The 16,615-nt window shown below is 30.7% G+C and carries 17 protein-coding genes; all 17 read right to left on the bottom strand.

The window, feature by feature from the left end:
* Positions 1–18: 18 nt before the first annotated feature.
* Positions 19–987, bottom strand: a complete 969-nt coding sequence (locus C8C85_RS11755) for a UDP-GlcNAc--UDP-phosphate GlcNAc-1-phosphate transferase (protein WP_116797230.1) — start codon at positions 985–987, stop codon at positions 19–21.
* A 169-nt stretch (positions 988–1,156) separates the two neighbouring features.
* Complete coding sequence (rfbA, locus tag C8C85_RS11750; RefSeq protein WP_116797229.1) at positions 1,157–2,026, bottom strand: glucose-1-phosphate thymidylyltransferase RfbA; 870 nt, start codon at positions 2,024–2,026, stop codon at positions 1,157–1,159.
* 20 nt (positions 2,027–2,046) lie between these two features.
* The gene (locus tag C8C85_RS11745; RefSeq protein WP_116797228.1) at positions 2,047–2,436 is read right to left on the bottom strand and encodes a GxxExxY protein; all 390 of its coding nucleotides are present in this window, start codon (positions 2,434–2,436) and stop codon (positions 2,047–2,049) included.
* Positions 2,437–2,448: 12 nt separating this feature from the next.
* Complete coding sequence (gene rfbD / locus C8C85_RS11740) at positions 2,449–3,324, bottom strand: dTDP-4-dehydrorhamnose reductase (protein WP_116797227.1); 876 nt, start codon at positions 3,322–3,324, stop codon at positions 2,449–2,451.
* Between the two features lie 283 nt (positions 3,325–3,607).
* Positions 3,608–4,156 (bottom strand): dTDP-4-dehydrorhamnose 3,5-epimerase, encoded by a 549-nt coding sequence (rfbC, locus tag C8C85_RS11735; protein WP_116797226.1) that lies wholly within the window; start codon positions 4,154–4,156, stop codon positions 3,608–3,610.
* A 121-nt stretch (positions 4,157–4,277) separates the two neighbouring features.
* Positions 4,278–4,724 carry a dTDP-4-dehydrorhamnose 3,5-epimerase family protein gene (locus C8C85_RS11730; protein ID WP_116797225.1) on the bottom strand — a complete coding sequence of 149 codons (447 nt, stop codon included), beginning with the start codon at positions 4,722–4,724 and terminating at the stop codon, positions 4,278–4,280.
* Positions 4,725–5,493: 769 nt separating this feature from the next.
* Positions 5,494–6,393 carry an NAD-dependent epimerase/dehydratase family protein gene (locus C8C85_RS11725; RefSeq protein ID WP_116797224.1) on the bottom strand — a complete coding sequence of 300 codons (900 nt, stop codon included), beginning with the start codon at positions 6,391–6,393 and terminating at the stop codon, positions 5,494–5,496.
* A gap of 22 nt (positions 6,394–6,415) precedes the next feature.
* Positions 6,416–7,243: a glycosyltransferase gene (locus tag C8C85_RS11720; RefSeq protein ID WP_116797223.1), complete on the bottom strand. Its 828-nt coding sequence runs from the start codon at positions 7,241–7,243 to the stop codon at positions 6,416–6,418.
* Positions 7,244–7,298: 55 nt separating this feature from the next.
* Positions 7,299–8,237 carry an NAD-dependent epimerase/dehydratase family protein gene (locus tag C8C85_RS11715; protein ID WP_116797222.1) on the bottom strand — a complete coding sequence of 313 codons (939 nt, stop codon included), beginning with the start codon at positions 8,235–8,237 and terminating at the stop codon, positions 7,299–7,301.
* Between the two features lie 189 nt (positions 8,238–8,426).
* On the bottom strand, positions 8,427–9,548 hold the full coding sequence (locus C8C85_RS11710; protein WP_116797221.1) for a glycosyltransferase: 1,122 nt from the start codon (positions 9,546–9,548) through the stop codon (positions 8,427–8,429).
* A gap of 175 nt (positions 9,549–9,723) precedes the next feature.
* Entirely contained in the window at positions 9,724–10,686 is a 963-nt protein-coding gene (locus C8C85_RS11705) for a glycosyltransferase family 2 protein (RefSeq protein ID WP_116797220.1), read from the bottom strand.
* Positions 10,687–10,769: 83 nt separating this feature from the next.
* Entirely contained in the window at positions 10,770–12,044 is a 1,275-nt protein-coding gene (locus C8C85_RS11700) for an EpsG family protein (RefSeq protein WP_116797219.1), read from the bottom strand.
* Positions 12,045–12,046: 2 nt separating this feature from the next.
* Positions 12,047–13,150, bottom strand: coding sequence for a hypothetical protein (locus C8C85_RS11695; protein WP_133243384.1), 1,104 nt, complete (start codon positions 13,148–13,150; stop codon positions 12,047–12,049).
* A 45-nt stretch (positions 13,151–13,195) separates the two neighbouring features.
* Positions 13,196–14,209: a TDP-N-acetylfucosamine:lipid II N-acetylfucosaminyltransferase gene (locus C8C85_RS11690; RefSeq protein ID WP_116797217.1), complete on the bottom strand. Its 1,014-nt coding sequence runs from the start codon at positions 14,207–14,209 to the stop codon at positions 13,196–13,198.
* Positions 14,210–15,340, bottom strand: a complete 1,131-nt coding sequence (gene rffA / locus C8C85_RS11685; protein WP_116797216.1) for a dTDP-4-amino-4,6-dideoxygalactose transaminase — start codon at positions 15,338–15,340, stop codon at positions 14,210–14,212.
* A gap of 6 nt (positions 15,341–15,346) precedes the next feature.
* Entirely contained in the window at positions 15,347–15,979 is a 633-nt protein-coding gene (locus C8C85_RS11680) for an acetyltransferase (protein WP_116797215.1), read from the bottom strand.
* The gene (locus C8C85_RS11675) at positions 15,979–16,614 is read right to left on the bottom strand and encodes an HAD family hydrolase (RefSeq protein WP_116797214.1); all 636 of its coding nucleotides are present in this window, start codon (positions 16,612–16,614) and stop codon (positions 15,979–15,981) included. Before C8C85_RS11675 ends, C8C85_RS11680 begins: the two co-directional genes overlap by 1 nt.
* Position 16,615 lies beyond the last annotated feature (1 nt).

The following is a 16,615-nucleotide window of genomic DNA, read 5'->3' as shown; positions in this document are numbered from 1 at the left end:
AAAAGAATATACTCTTTTTTACTTACAAGTAATTGTAGTTTTTTCCAAATTAATGTTTTGAACAACCCTATTTCTAATCCATAAATAAACCATGATTTGAAGGAATAAAGAAGAAAAAACAACCGGAAGTGACAATTCCCCTATTCTTTCCAAATAAATTAGCCCTGCATTTATAATCAATTGAATCCCTGCATACCATAATGATACTACAATATGAGAATAACCTAATTCATTGGCCAAATATTGATACAAATGGGATCGATGCGGTTCCAGAATATTTTCTTTCTTTTTGATCCGGTTAAAAATAGTGAGAACCGCATCAATGCCATAAACCGACAAAAAAAGCAGATACCCAATTTGACCAGTCAACAAAATCGTTTTGATCATAAAATAGCCCAAAAACAAAGCCATACTGATACTTCCAACATCACCTGCAAATGTTTTGGCTTTTTTTCTGACATTGAAAATTCCAAAAGCACAACAGGACAATCCCATAGTGATTAATAATGGGAGACTCGCTTTATTTATGTCTAAAAAAGAAAAACTAACGATAGCGACAAACGCATACAACACAGTTATGCCGTTGATACCATCCATAAAATTAAACGCATTAACCCAACCGATCAGCAAAATAAAAACAATCGGCAAAATCCAAATGGCTTGAGTAAACAAATTCAAATCATAAAAAACTAACCCAATCGCTATGGCATGTGAAGCAAATCTAGGCAACTGTGACAAGGGCTTTATGTCATCTATAAAACTAATAGTAGCGACTAAAACTACCGCTAACACCACTGCCCAAGAAACATATCCCAAAAAACCAGCAATTAAAATAGCGATTGGAAAAATAATCCCCCCTCCACGCAAAGTAATTGATGTGTGTGAAGAACGACTATTGGGCTTGTCGATAATATTGTAATGATCGGCAATCTTGAAATAAATCAATTCAATACCGATGAATAAAAAAAATAATGCAATGTAAATCATATAGGGAGTTATGAGTTGTGGTTTATGGGTTGTCTGTCTTGCGTTTTTCTGTTCTCTGCTCTCTGTTTTCTATTTTCTGCCTTCTGTTCTCTGCCTTCTGCTCTCGGTTCACCATTCACCATTCTCTATTCTCAACTAGCTCAAAACCGAAAACTCAAAACCGAAAAAACTACAGTTTATGTTTCAAAAGTCCCAACAGATATTCTCCATAACCGGATTTCTTCAATGGCTCTGCTAAATCTCTCAACTGCTGTTCAGTTATAAAACCCTGCCTCCACGCAATTTCTTCGATACAGCCGACTTTCAACCCTTGACGTTCTTCTAAAACCTGAACAAATTGTCCAGCTTGCATAAGACTGTTAAAAGTCCCTGTATCCAGCCAAGCGGTACCTCTGCTTAAAATTCCAACTTTTAATTTGCCTTGCTCCAAATACACTTTATTCACATCGGTAATTTCATATTCACCTCTGGCACTCGGTTTAATATTCTTGGCAATTTCTACCACCGAATTATCATAAAAGTACAATCCGGGAACTGCATAATTTGATTTGGGTTCCAAAGGCTTCTCTTCAATAGAAAGCGCTTTCAATTCTTTATCAAACTCAACAACACCATAGCGTTCCGGATCCGAAACATGATAAGCAAAAACGACTCCACCTTCAGGATTGGTATTCGATTGCAACAATTCATGCATATTAGCTCCAAAGAAAATATTATCCCCCAAAACCAGCGCCACAGAATCCGAACCAATAAATTCCTCTCCAATCACAAAAGCCTGTGCCAACCCATTCGGAATCGCTTGCTCCGCATAACTGAACTGACAACCAATTGCCGATCCATCTCCCAATAGTTTTTTAAAGTTAGGTAAATCGTGTGGAGTTGAGATAATCAATATTTCATGAATTCCCGCCATCATCAAAGTCGATAACGGATAATAAATCATCGGTTTATCATATACAGGCATCATTTGCTTACTCATCGCAAGTGTTAATGGGTGCAATCGGGTACCAGATCCTCCGGCAAGTATAATTCCTTTCATAGTTATTCTAATTTTACGAATTAATCCAAATTTTTCAAATTAATTATTCTTTTATAATTTAATGATGGCATACAAAAATTGATTAGCATACCCAATTCCATAGTCCTACATTTTAAATAATTTCTCAACTGTGCATAGAACGTATCTGGAATATACTGCACAGCTTTTATTTCTAAAATAATACTATCATAGCAAATAAAGTCTGCTCTATAGTGTTTATTCAATTTCTCCTTTTCATAATATAAATCCAATTTTAGCTGTCTTTTAAAAGGAATATTTTGTGTTAAAAATTCTTTCTCCAACGCTTCCTCATAAACTGCCTCCAAAAATCCTGCTCCTAATGAACGATGTACTTTCATACAAGCTCCAATAATTTTAAAGCTTTCTTCCTTATAAATTATTTTATCCATTAGTAGAATTCGTTAAATTCGTTTCAAATTCGTATTAATTAGTTGTTCCATACACTTCACCAAACTCTCCCTATATTCCGGAACAACAACACCAAAAATTTCTTTTATCTTGGTTTTGTCTAATAAAGAATATTGTGGACGTTTTGCTGGTGTTGGATATGCTGAAGATGGAATTCCGCTAATAGCACAATCAAAACCACCAATTTGCTGAATTGCCAAAGCAAATTCGTACCAACTGATTTCCCCTTCATTCGAAAAATGATAGATTCCGGCTTGCCATTGCTCATGAGTAATAATAGTCATAATAGCCTGAGCCAAATCGGCTGCATAGGTTGGACTGCCTATTTGATCATTGACTACACTTAAAGAATCTCTTTCTTGCATCAATCGGGACATGGTCTTTACAAAATTAGCCCCAAAACTCGAATACACCCAAGAGGTTCTGATGATTATAGAAGATGGATTTTCTTCGATGCAGGCTTTTTCTCCAGCCAATTTAGTTTGTCCATATACATTAATAGGAGCAGTTGGTGCCGATTCGGTTAATGCCGTAGCGGCAGTACCGTCAAAAACATAATCGGTGGAAATATGGATCAATTCGCAATCGTTATCATTGCTCCATTTCGCCATCACAGCAACAGCTTTATGATTCAAAACATCCGACAATTCAAATTCTGATTCAGCTCGATCCACAGCAGTATGAGCAGCACAATTAATAATAATTTGTGGATTGATTCTGGATATTTCAGAAACTAAATTATCTAAATTGCACAAATCCAGCTCATCTCTATCTGTAAAAACCCATTCGAATTGTCTATAGTTTTTTGACAAAACATTCAACTCCGAACCCAATTGCCCATTGGCACCCGTAACTAGTATTTTTTTCATTCTATTTTAATTAACATGACTGTCCATTAAGCAGACATCACTTATTTTGTTTACTACACATTACAAAAAACATCTATTTTTGTAATTTAAACAATACAAAAAACAACCAAAATCGTGTGTCGGACAATACAATTACTTTAATTCACAAATCCAATAAACTTATAAAAACAAAAAAAGGACACTCATCCTCTTCTCTATTTAGTCTGTTATGAATGCTGCTGAATAGTCTCAGATATTCAAGATTCAAATTCTAACCAAAAACTGACAACTCATAACCCATAACTTAAAACTCACTATTACAATTACCAAAACCAGGCAAAACCAAATCCTTTTCAGACACAATCGCATCCTTCAAATCCATTCCCCAATCGATATTCAAAGTTTCGTCATCAAAACGAATACCTCCTTCACTGGCTTTGTTATAAAACTGATCGCATTTGTACAGCACCACTGCCGTTTCACTCAATACCGAAAAACCATGAGCAAAACCCTGAGGCACAAATATTTGCTTTTTATTTTCAGCCGTTAATCTGATTCCAAAATGCTTCCCATAGGTAGGCGAATCTTTTCGCAAATCAACTGCCACATCCATAATCTCCCCTTGCAATACGCACACCAATTTGGTTTGAGCAAAAGGCGGATTCTGGTAATGCAAACCCCTTAAAGTTCCTCTTTGTGAAAAGGATTGGTTATCCTGCACAAATTCAATATCGATTCCCAGCCCACTAAATTTGTTTTTGTTGTAAGCCTCAAAAAAATAACCCCTTTCGTCTTCAAATACGTCAGGAGTCAGTACAACTAAATCTTTAATAAAAGTTGGTTCTATATTCATATTATAATTATTTATCTTTTTTAAAAAGTCACTTCTCACTATTCACCCTCACTTCTCACCACTCACAACTATTCACTCCGCACTTCCCACCACTCACTTCTCACCACTCACTTCTCACTTCTTACTCCTCACTTCTCACATCCCACATATCACTATCAAACCGCACATCATCTTCCGAAGTCCGATCAAGCGGCAATGTAGAAAAAGAAATCAATTTAGATCCCAATCCCAGCGATTCAATCCCATTGGCGTAGCCTTCCGGAATATGAAGAACATTGCTTTCAGTAGCACTTAGCATAACACTTTCTACTTTCAAATCTTTAGAAGGCGATTCCCAGTTGTCTATTTTTACATAATGTACTTTTACAATACCTTGAATGCAATAAAAATATTTATTATCTATTTTATGTCCTTGCCAAGCTCTCAAAGGATTTTCCGCTGAATTGCTAATGATATAAAATCGTTCGATTTTATCAAATTTCATATCATTTACAAAGGAAATCTGCCCTCTGCTATCGGTATGAATCCCACCTTTGATTAATTGTGGAATTTTATTATTTTCTAACATACACATTCATCTATTAAAAAAAAATCAACTAGACCTCCTATTCCCATCTCCCTTTAGTGCCGGGGCAAAACGAAAATCTTACACTTCATTCGTCTATTTTCGGCTCCCTTATTTAATACTATAATAAAAATCCGTGTAAATCTGTTCAATCCGTGTCATCCGTGTGCCATTTTTAAACTTGTGAGTAAACGGAATTTTAGCCGCAGGGCAAAACGAAAATCTCAAATCCAAAAAACCAAATCCCGTCAGTTCGAGTGATTTTTAAAGCATTCCAAAATTCTTGTTTACAAAAAAATACTTTTGCTTTAAAAATTGTATCGAGAACCCATAACAGAAAACCCACAACTCACTTGTCACTTGTCACTTCGAGCGCAGTCGAGAGGCACAAAATTTAAAACCGTTTTCTTTGCGTCTCTGCGTCTTTGTGAGAGTTGGATTTAGGAAAACGCTGAAATCATTAAACAATTATAAACGTTTAAACAGACAACCGAGAACTCACAACCCACCTTTCTCCTCGAGCATAATAGCATTATGTTATTTGATTTTTCTCGCAGAGCAACTAAGGCACAAAATTTAAAACCGTTTTCTTCGCGTCTCTGCGCCTTTGCGAGAGCTAGATTTTAAAAAAAAAGCGAGAAATCCTTAACCTTGATAGCATTGATCTCGAAAAATTTATAAGGAGCGAAGGCGAAGTATAGTCAAGTACTCAAACTTATTATACAGACAAATTAAAACATTTTAAATATTAGTTATAATGAACCAACTAAATTCAAAAATCATTCCTTTCAAAATACTCCAAAACTCCTTGTGGTTTCCAACCAGCAACTTCTCTCGCTTTGGTATCATCAAAAGTCAAATCAGATGTGATTTTTTTTAATTTCACAGAATTGATTGGAGCTCTATCCCCCAACATATCCCCAATAAATCCAATCATTTTTGCCATAAATAAAGACAAATTATTAGGAACTTTTTTTTTCTTTTGCTTTGAGATAACTACACTCAATTCCTTAAAATTAGGATGATGTCCGTCACTCAAATTATAAATACCCCCTATCTTTGCAACCTTTGTTATAAAGGTTGCGACATCTTCTGAAAGCACCATGCTTTTTCGAGCATTTCCTCCTCCAATATTAAAATAATAACCTTTATCAATTGCCTTTATCATAGCACCTAAATTCCCTGGAGGGTCTTCTCCCACCAATAACGGTAAACGCAAAATAGTACAAATTACATTATGCCTTTTACACCATTCCTCTATCAATCCTTCTGCCTGAATTTTACTTAAACCATAAGCATCTTTAGCTTCAAGCTTATAATCTTCATTTATCCCTAGTCCATACTCTTGCCCGTAAACAGAAACCGAACTGATAAAAACAAACTGTTTGGGTACACCTGATTTTTCCAAACCTTTTAACAGATTCTCAGTACCAGTAAAATTTACATCATAAAATTGCTTTCTTTCAGATTCTGTTTTAGGTACAGAATGCGCTTTACCTGCAGTGTGAATAATCAAATCAAATGATTGCTTAAACTCTGGAACTTCTATTTCTAAGGAAATTTTATAATCCCCACAAGATCTTGATAAACATACTAGTTTATGACCATAAGTTAATTCTTTAACAATAGATTTACCTAAAAACCCATTGGCTCCTGTTATTAATATTTCCAATTTAATTTAATGTATTACAAAATTAATGTCGCAAAAATTGATTATAAACAAATAAAATAACTTTTGGTGGCAATATACGAAGAGGTAATTTTGTACACACATAAAACAACCATTCAAAAAAATTTAATCTTCCTAATTTTAAAGATAGTAAAGAGAATTTCCATTCATTCTTAACATAAAACAATCCACTACGTCTTTTAATAACATCTATACCAAAACCTGTTCTAAAATACAAAAGACATTCTTGAATATTATAAAATGTACATCCTTTATGTAACATCCTTATAAACAAAGAAAAATCTTCAAATAATAATATATCTCCATTATAATTACCCGCTTCTAAAACTTTAGATTTACGAAACATTACTGAAGGATGATTAACTGGATTCCTAAATCTTGAATATTTCTTAAGTACATCTCCTTGCTCTGGCATTTTCCTATAACGCTTTAAATCTCCAGGAATACTATTAAACTCTTCTACATTAGAACCAACTAAATCAATAATTGGATTACTGTCTAAAAGCTTTATTTGTTTTTCAAAACGATTTATCGCACAAATATCATCAGTATCCATCCTGGCAATCAACTCGTTAGAGCATTTCAAGACCCCAATCGACAAAGCGTTTCCAAGTCCTTTATTTTCTACCAGTGGAATTACTTTAAATATTTCAGGATAATTATATTGATACTCATTTATTACAGAATTGAGTTCTAATGTCAATGGTCCGTCTTTAATTAAAACTATTTCATTTGGAAGTAAGGTTTGTTTGAAGATTGATTCTAAAGATTGTCTAAAATAATTTGGATTTTCTTTGAAATAAATAGACATTAATACTGAAAATTTCGACATACTTTATTAAGATATTTTTTTAATATATGATTGATTATTTTTATACAAATTTTAATTAAATATTAATATTACTCTTAATATAGTCATACAGTTTATTTATACCATCATTGATATTAATAAAATCCTTCTCTCCAAATCTGTTTTTAAGATTTGATATATCCAAAACATTTACTTTCACATCAAAACTTCTAGCTTCAAGATAATTAACTTCAAAATCATTTTCTAAATTTTCTTTTATAAATTTCAAAATATCATTAATTGAAGTTCCAATTCCTGACCCCAAATTATAAACAATTTCAGGAGTTTTAATTGATAACGCTTGAACCATTATATCTATAACATCTTTGATATGAATATAATCTCTAATAACATTTCCATCTCCCCACACTTCAATAATTTCTTTATTAATTACTTTATAAAGAAAAACTGGTATTACTCCCTGAATCCCTTTATGATTTTGTTTTTCACCATAAGGATTAGATAATCTAAAAATACAAACATCTATATCAAACGTCCTATTATATAATAATAAATAATCTTCTATTGCCTTTTTTACAATTCCATAAGAATTAATTGGATTGGTTGCATGACTTTCTTTTATTGGTATATTGGCTGGAGTTCCATAAACGGTCCCTCCTGAAGACAAGTAAATTATCTTTTTTATTGAATTCCCTTTTATTAATTCCAATAGATTTATAGTTGGAAGAAGATTACTCTCAACATCAAAATAAGGATTTAAGTGAGAAGTTTCCGGAATAGTTGTACAAATTAAATGATAAACATAATCTACATCATTTAAAATTTCTTTAATTTTCGAAAAATCATCAAAATTTCCTTCTATAATTTCAATATCATTTATATATTCTTGAATGTTTTTTCTTGAAGAGCCTACCTTATCAAAAACTCTAACATCAAATCCTGAGCCAAGTAAAGAACCAATCAAATTTGACCCAATAAAACCAGCTCCGCCAAGAATTAAACATTTTTTTTTCATAATTCTTTAGTTAGTTATTTAAATCTCTCTTTTTGAGTTTTCACAGCTTTATATATCTAAATTATACACTTTTGATGATTTAACAGATTCTTTTTGATAAAATCACCCCTTGAATAACTATAATGATGTACTAAAACAACAATTTAACTACGAGTAATAAGTATAACGAAATGCTTTAAAGGGAGACTTTTATATTTGGTAAAGTAATTGATAATTTCTTGCCATAATATTAGAATTAATTATATCAGACACAACATACCTACAACTATCACTTAATTTTTGATAATCATCTTCAATCACTTTCTCAAATTTAGAAGATAAAATGTCAGAATTGCTAACTGGAAATAAATAGTTCCAATTCTCAATATATGACACTAATTCCTCATGAGGTTTAATGGAAGACAGTATTACAGGTAGCCCACACCCCATAGCCTCCATTACAGATGTAGGTAAGCCTTCAGAGTAAGCTGAAGAAATATAGAAATTTGATGCTTTTAAAAAACTTAAAGTTGAGGGCTGGTTTCCTAAAAATCTAATTACTTCAGTTTTATTTTCACAAATTGATTTACACTCATCCATTAACGGACCATCACCAATCATCAATAAGATAGAATTGTCTACAACTGTGGAATTCAAAAAAGCCTTAATAACAGTAATAGGGTCTTTTCTATAAATTAAATACCCAACAAAAATAAATATTTGTTTATCAACTGGAAGCCCTAATTTAATTCTAATCTCATTACGTTCCCTATTCGTTGTACAAGTATAATCTTCTTTCGGAATTCCATTATAAACAACTTTTAATTTTACACCATACCTTTCATTAATCTCTTCTGCAACAAACTTCGAACAGGCAACCCCTATCTTTCCATTTAATGATTTCATATGCAAAAAAGCCATTAATCTACCTACAAAATTTCCATAAAGCATAGTATAATCATCAAACACATTGCTATTAACAGCACTCACTATCTTGACATTGCTAAATTTTCTAGAATTGACTAATAAATCAGGTCTAAAACCAAACAAATGAACCACTCCAATATTTTCTTGAAAAATTATTTCTTTAATTTTTTTTCTTCCAAAAAAAAAGCCTTTAGCTCTAGATAATGATAATGAAAGAATTTTAACACCCATATTACCAAGAGAATCACAAAGACTCGGAAATCTATCATCTTCTTTTGAAAGTGTCAGAACAAGTGGCTCAAATTTACTCTTGTCAAGCTCTGATATTAAATTACTCATTATGTTAATAGGCCCAGTCCTCTTTAATGTAGAAACTATATATAAAACCTTTATCTTATTTTCCATAAACTCAAATTATTTTAAAATTGCCAAGCACAAATAAAACTACAATACTAAGATCACAAATCGTTAATTATTCTACCTAATATATTTATGTATTAAATCACCAATCGCATTAATCATTTCATTGGATTAAAGGAAACAAACATTTCGCAGAGTTTTCCAGCCGACAAAATAATTACTAAATATATTCCTTTTGATTTCGATTAAACTTGTACAGATAATACTTTGCCATCAAATTATCAAAATGAGATTGGATTTGAAATGGAGAAACCATTGAAGCAATTACATAAAATAGAAACATAAAATATCTTTTATCACTTCTACATTTCATTGCTTCATATGTATATTTTACAGATGCTCTATGTAACTTTTCAAATATAAAATTTGAGTTAGTCATCTTATCCCTGCTTTTTAAGTTAAACGAATCTGAATTATCCTCCAATCGCTCCCTGTAAAGTTTACGCAAATAAAATACAATTTTTCTTTGATACAGACCTCTAGTAGTTTGAGTATTACCCGATCTTATCCGTACTGAATAGCCATAAAAAGAAATATTGCAAAAACTATATCCCATTGTATCTAACCTTAATAAAAAATCATAATCTTCAGACCCCCCTAACTCTCTATATCCTCCTAAAATAGTATATATCTCTTTTTTACACATCCAAATATGTAATACTGGAGAGACATATTTTAATAATTTCTTGGTGCATTCCACAGTCTTTGCCGTTTTAACTTCATTTAAAACCCTCCCATTCTCATCAATTGAATACACATCACAACCGACCAATGAAATATCAGGATTGTCTAATAAAAATTCTAATTGTTTCTCAAATTTCAAAGGATGACACAAATCATCTCCATCCATTCTTACTATATAATCGCCTTTACTTTTAGACAAAGCAAAATTAAGTGTTTTAACTATTCCTAAATTTTGCTCATTTCGATATAATTTCAATCTAGGCTCAGATAATTTAATATCATCCAAAATCATATATGTTTGATCTGTAGAACAGTCATCAACAACTATAATTTCAAAATTAGAATACGACTGTACCCTAATACATTCGATAGCTTGATTAATGAATTTCTCTACATTAAACGTTGGTATTAACACTGAAATTAATATATTTTGTTTCATTATTAAATTATAAATTTAAAATTTTTAGTACATTAGGTAATCCGTAAAACACTATTCAGGTGAATAACTACAAGTTTAATTAATTATTTAAGTAAATTAATAATTGGAGTTGCTTCAAAAATTAAAGTAGATTTAAAGAAATTTCCAAAAAACAAATAAAAACCTTGAAAATCAAGCAAAGTCCGGAAACTATAGACAAAATACACAAAAAAAAGTGGTTCTAATACAATTTTCAAGTATTTTATTTTTTTATAAAAATGCAATTCCTTTAAATTAATAACAACAAAGAAGAATAAAATAATATATGAAAGTGACAAAAATCTTCCTCCCGAAGGAATAATTGAAAAAACATTAGTCCAAATAAAAGTAAACAAAATAAAATCAAAAAACTTTGAGTTTTCAACATCACTCCTTATGATTCTAGGAAAATTAGCATACACAATAACAACAATGAGTGCTGATGAAAATTTTAATGAGAAAAGAGCTAGCTTGATAAAAAAACTTGTGTTTTCTAAATTTTCTTTAACAGTCAAGGCATAGGCAGCATTTGTATATGCTGCCATCCTATTTCCTATAAAATCAGGAAAAAATAACGAAATCTCATTTAAAAAGCTAATCGGTAAATTTGTTATAAATAAAGTTCCTAGATATAAATAAAACAATACTGTCCTTTTCCCATTTGGAATTAACCAAAACAACAAAAAGAAAACAAAAGGAATAAGGAATGATAAATGAAACAAAATGGATAGGAACATAAATAACATTCCCTTTTTTTTGTTCTGAAAAAAAAATAATATTACTCCATAAATATAAACTTCCATTGCAGTCCACATTCTAACCCCATTAATATTCCAAATAGGGTTTATTAACATTATCATTAATAATAATGTTAATGCAAATCCTGTAATTTTATAATTTAGTCTATCCAATATGAACCATAAGATCCTAGAATAAAACAATCCGAAAATTAATCCGAAAATTGCAAATAAAACATTATAATTATCAGTAAATCTAGAAACAAACCATGTAACAAATGGCTGATATAAATCAGTCTGGCTTGTTTCAATTGTAAATAAGCCATTTAAAAAAATATTAAATGAAATTTGAGTATTGTAATAATCAACAAGTACAGTTGCGTAAAACTCTGAATCGTAAGGAGAATCTAGTAGTTTCGATGAAGGGATAATAAAAGTATATCCAAAATACGTACAAAATAAAACAAATAAGTGCTTTGACCATTTCCGCTTATAAAAAAACAAAGACATTACCAACCCCAAAAAAGGGAGAATAAAAGATGCAATCGATAAAACGATAAACTCTTTAATAGAATTCGTAGAAAAACTCTTTTCGCTTTCCATTATCAATCTTTTACTATCTCAAAAAATTTATCTACAACCCTTTCAATATTATATTCTTGAATATGTTCAATTATAAGTTCGTTTGCATAATTTCCGTTTAAAAAATCTAAAAAAATGTCATAATCTAAACAATTCATTTTTAAAGACAGTATCGGTCTCTTTGACAAAGAATAATCAATTAATTTACTTGGAACTTGATTACTTGTTTCATTTTCAATATTTAATAAAAAATCAGCTTTTGACAATTCTCTTAATATTTCAGATCTTGGTATAGAGTTGCAAATTATCAATTTCCCTTTTAATTTTATTTCATAATCAGTCAAAAGAGAATCATTACTTGTAAATATTACGAATCTAAAATCTCTCTCCAATGTACATAAAAAATCTAAAAAAGGACGAGGATCTCTCTTACCTTTATAAAAAACCCCTGCATATAAAAAAGTTGGCACTGAATTCCTAACATAGTCATCTAACTGTATATTTGAAAAGTTAAAACCCTGCGGTATTATTTCAATTTTATTGTGAAACTCTTCGTAGTATGATTTTCTAGCCACTTCTACCGGTATTGCAATTTTATCCGCTTTTCTGCAAAATAATTTCTCTAAAACGGCAAAATAAAAAGGAGGCTTAGTAATCTTATTTCCCATAAAAGGATCTCCACAATCCGCAATCCATTTCCTTGGAAAGAATGTATTTCTTTTGTTCCTTGCAAATGCAGTCCCCCAATGAATAGAAAAAGGATGAGCTATAGTAATTAACAAATCGTACTTTATTTTATTTTCATTTAAAAAAGCACGAACCCTAAACAATAATTTTATGTAGGGATATAAAAATAAAAAATAAAAAATCTTATCAAATATTCTATATAACAATCTGTTTTTTTGAAAAAAAGAATATCTTAATATAGAAGTTACATCACCAAGATTTTTTATTTCAACATTAGGATATTCCCTTCTATACTCCTGATAGTCTTCATCTCTCATGGAACAAACTACCATCAGCTTATAACCTCTTCTATGAAACTCATTAACTAATTCGGTAGCTCTAAATGCTCTTGGATGTTGTAAAGGATATAAGTCCTTACATATTATAAGTATATTTTTCATTAATTACATTTTTGTTTTGAAAAGGAGATAACCAACTTAACTATTTCACAAGTTTAAATAAAAATCAATTAAGACTGACTTAGAATAATATTTCTCTAATAAATCTTTATTTGTCTCAACTCCTCTATTAAACTTAACACCAAACGTTTTAATCAATTGATTATCAAAAACCTGAAAACCTCTTTTTGTCAAAGACTCAAAAGAATTAGTTCCTTGCCTCATATATACTATTTTCCCCAAACCTAGGAGCGTTAGTGTATTCCCCATAGCCTGTTGTCTATTATGATTAAAAATAGCAACATCAATTATTTTTAAAAAATTAACATACTCATTAATATTCATAAATTTTGTTAGTGGTATAAATTTATCTCCGAATCTTCTATATCCCTCCTCGATTATCTTATCCTTATAATCATCATACAAACCATATGATAGCGGACAGTAAATTCTATCAATAAAATTGATTTCATTTTCAATCATGTCAAATATTGAAATATGTTCATTTGACGGGTCTGTTGAGTTACCTACTAAAACGTTGATACTCTCTTTTCTAGAAATATTTTCGCTTTTAAAAAAATCTGTATTAATAACATTACTAAAATACATAGTTGAGTATTCAAATTTTGTCTGACTGTTCAACAAAAAATTGGCTTCTTTGGAATCCTCGTATATATGTGAGATATGAGAGCTAACTTTACCCAAAACAAATCTTATCATTCTAGAATATTTGCCAGATGGAGCTTTGATTATATCAAGTTCATAACCATAAATGACCCAAGATATTTTATGAAAAAAAAATGGAAAAAAGAAAAAAAACTGGATTACCACAGCTCCATGCAAAACAATCCTTTTTGCTTTAAAACACAAGTCAAACATTCTCCAAATATTATAAAATAAATGTTTGGAAAGAGGAGACTTCAGATGTATTAACTGATTGCTTTCGTTAATACTAGAAAATTTTGGACATAAAAAATAATGATCCTTAAATCTTCCATCCTCAATAAGAAAATTTGCTAATGGCTCTGTAAATTTATCAGGATCTATTACATGTACAATCATTTAATAATTTTTAATAATATCAACAATTTCATCAACAATCTCTACCTCCAAATCATAATACAAAGGTAAACGTAATAAACATTCAGTGAATTTATCAGAATTAGAAAGTGTTCTTCCGTCATGTTTAGATACATAATAATCACTTGAATGTAATGATATATAATGAAAAACTGCATGGAAGCCCTTTTCTTTCAATTTAGAGATTAATTTAGTACGTTCTTCTATATTAGAACAAACCAAATAAAACATATGTCCATTATTTGTAGCAAAATCAGGAACAACTGGCAATTTAACATTCACTAATTTCGATTCATTTATGGAATTGTAATAAGAATTCCACAACATTTTTCTTTTGTTTTGAATTTCTTTCAGATTTTCAATTTGAGCCCACAGAAATGCAGCTATTACTTCTGAGGGCAAAAAAGATGATCCAGTATCAACCCAACCATATTTATTTACTTCTCCTCTAAAAAATTCTGCCCTATTTGTTCCTTTTTCCCAAATAATTTCAGCGCGATGAATAAATCTATCATCATTAATTGTCAACATACCGCCTTCCCCAGAAATAATATTTTTGGTTTCATGAAATGAAAAAGCAGCTAAATGACCTATAGAACCTAAAGCTCGTTTAACTCCATCTTTACACGTGTAATAACTATCGATGGCCTGAGCCGCATCTTCGATAACTAACAAATTATACTTCTTGGCTAATTCCATTATTCTACCCATATCGCAGGCTACACCAGCATAATGAACGGGAACGATTGCTTTTGTTTTATTTGTTATTAATGCTTCAATCTTATTCGCATCAATGTTCGGATTGTCATTATAGGAATCCGCAAAAACAATTATGGCACCTTGTCTTATAAAAGCTATCGCAGTTGATACAAAAGTAAAACTTGGAATAATAACTTCATCACCGGGTTGAATATCTGCTAAAATGGCAGCCATTTCAAGAGCATCTGTACAAGATGTCGTAAGTAATGATTTTTTGAAACCGTAATTCTCTTCAAAAAATTGTTGACACTTTTGAGTATATTTTCCATTACCGGAAATTTTACCAGAATTTACTGCATCATAAATATAATGAGTTTCTTTACCTGTCAAATAAGGCTTATTAAATGGTATCATAATATATTATCTTATAAATTTATGCGGATTCCCAACGTACAATCCGCTTTTTGAAATGTTTTTAATTACTACGGCTCCTCCCCCGATTTGCGTTTTTGATATTATGGTCAAATTATCAATTACAGTAGAATTAATTCCTAAAATACATAATTCTTCTATTATAATAAATCCTGCTAAAGCTACACGCGGAGAAAGAAAACAATGTTTACCGATAAATGTGTCATGAGCAACAGCACATGATATGTTTAAAATAGTATTTTCGCTGACTATAGAATTAGCATCAATAGTACACATTGGATAAATGACAGATCCTAAACCTACTTTTGCCGTTTGATCTATCCAGGAAGTCGAGTGAATAATCTTTCCAAAAGGAATACAATCTATAAATCGCTCAAATAATTGCTTTCGAACCTCTAAATGTTTATAGCCAATACCAATTATTAATTCGTCAAAAGATTCATTTTTAAATTCTTTCTCAACATCATCTAAATTACCCAAAACAAAAAAACCATTTATGGAAGATTCATTCGAAAAATCATCAAAAAAAACCACTTTTTGATAATGATTATCGTGAATAGCGTAATGGGCAATCTGTTGTCCTAAATGACCGGCTCCTAAAATTGCAAGCGTCTTACTCATTATAGATACTTTTTAATCTCACTGAGGTTTGAAATTCTATTTTTAAAATTTGGGTAAAAGTTATCCCTGTCAATTATTAAAGTATTAAAACCAATTTTGCTTGCTGGCTCCAAATCTAGTTTAATTGAATCTCCGACATATAAAACTTCATTACTTTCAAAACCAATTCTATCCAATGCTTTTTGATAGAATTCAATATTAGGCTTTGCAACACCTAACTCTTCTGAAACGAGAACATTTTGAAAATCCACATCAAAAAACAATTTTAACTTATCTTTCAAAGTAGAATTAAAATTTGATATTACACCTATAGGTATTTTTATTTCATTTAAAACTTTTGTATCCTCGTATTCTTTCCAAGGCAAATATGTACAATTATCAAAAATTTTTCCCAATAATTCTTCTGTTGGTACAATACCTAACAAATACAATAATTCAGAATTAAACTTATCATAAAATCCTTTATCAGTTCTATCTGGAAAATGTATGACTTCAGAAAGTAATTTATGTTTATTCTTTATTTCGGCTAAATCCACAATATGATCCAAATCATTAAGTGCTTTTTGTATATTAGAAAAAAGTGTTGGTTTCCCTAATAGTGTCCCTGCAACATCAAAAAAAATATACTTTATCATA

This window comes from Flavobacterium sp. 103 (assembly GCF_003096795.1).
Classification (GTDB): domain Bacteria; phylum Bacteroidota; class Bacteroidia; order Flavobacteriales; family Flavobacteriaceae; genus Flavobacterium.
This window is presented reverse-complemented; position numbering and strand designations above follow the sequence as displayed.

Excerpts from the sequence above, each read along its gene's own strand:
- C8C85_RS11755 (WP_116797230.1), bottom strand. The coding sequence starts at position 987 with ATGATTTACATTGCATTATTTTTTTTATTCATCGGTATTGAATTGATT.
- rfbA (WP_116797229.1), bottom strand. The coding sequence starts at position 2,026 with ATGAAAGGAATTATACTTGCCGGAGGATCTGGTACCCGATTGCACCCA.
- C8C85_RS11745 (WP_116797228.1), bottom strand. The coding sequence starts at position 2,436 with ATGGATAAAATAATTTATAAGGAAGAAAGCTTTAAAATTATTGGAGCT.
- rfbD (WP_116797227.1), bottom strand. The coding sequence starts at position 3,324 with ATGAAAAAAATACTAGTTACGGGTGCCAATGGGCAATTGGGTTCGGAG.
- rfbC (WP_116797226.1), bottom strand. The coding sequence starts at position 4,156 with ATGAATATAGAACCAACTTTTATTAAAGATTTAGTTGTACTGACTCCT.
- C8C85_RS11730 (WP_116797225.1), bottom strand. The coding sequence starts at position 4,724 with ATGTTAGAAAATAATAAAATTCCACAATTAATCAAAGGTGGGATTCAT.
- C8C85_RS11720 (WP_116797223.1), bottom strand. The coding sequence starts at position 7,243 with ATGTCGAAATTTTCAGTATTAATGTCTATTTATTTCAAAGAAAATCCA.
- C8C85_RS11715 (WP_116797222.1), bottom strand. The coding sequence starts at position 8,237 with ATGAAAAAAAAATGTTTAATTCTTGGCGGAGCTGGTTTTATTGGGTCA.
- C8C85_RS11710 (WP_116797221.1), bottom strand. The coding sequence starts at position 9,548 with ATGGAAAATAAGATAAAGGTTTTATATATAGTTTCTACATTAAAGAGG.
- C8C85_RS11705 (WP_116797220.1), bottom strand. The coding sequence starts at position 10,686 with ATGAAACAAAATATATTAATTTCAGTGTTAATACCAACGTTTAATGTA.
- C8C85_RS11700 (WP_116797219.1), bottom strand. The coding sequence starts at position 12,044 with ATGGAAAGCGAAAAGAGTTTTTCTACGAATTCTATTAAAGAGTTTATC.
- C8C85_RS11695 (WP_133243384.1), bottom strand. The coding sequence starts at position 13,150 with ATGAAAAATATACTTATAATATGTAAGGACTTATATCCTTTACAACAT.
- C8C85_RS11690 (WP_116797217.1), bottom strand. The coding sequence starts at position 14,209 with ATGATTGTACATGTAATAGATCCTGATAAATTTACAGAGCCATTAGCA.
- rffA (WP_116797216.1), bottom strand. The coding sequence starts at position 15,340 with ATGATACCATTTAATAAGCCTTATTTGACAGGTAAAGAAACTCATTAT.
- C8C85_RS11680 (WP_116797215.1), bottom strand. The coding sequence starts at position 15,979 with ATGAGTAAGACGCTTGCAATTTTAGGAGCCGGTCATTTAGGACAACAG.
- C8C85_RS11675 (WP_116797214.1), bottom strand. The coding sequence starts at position 16,614 with ATGATAAAGTATATTTTTTTTGATGTTGCAGGGACACTATTAGGGAAA.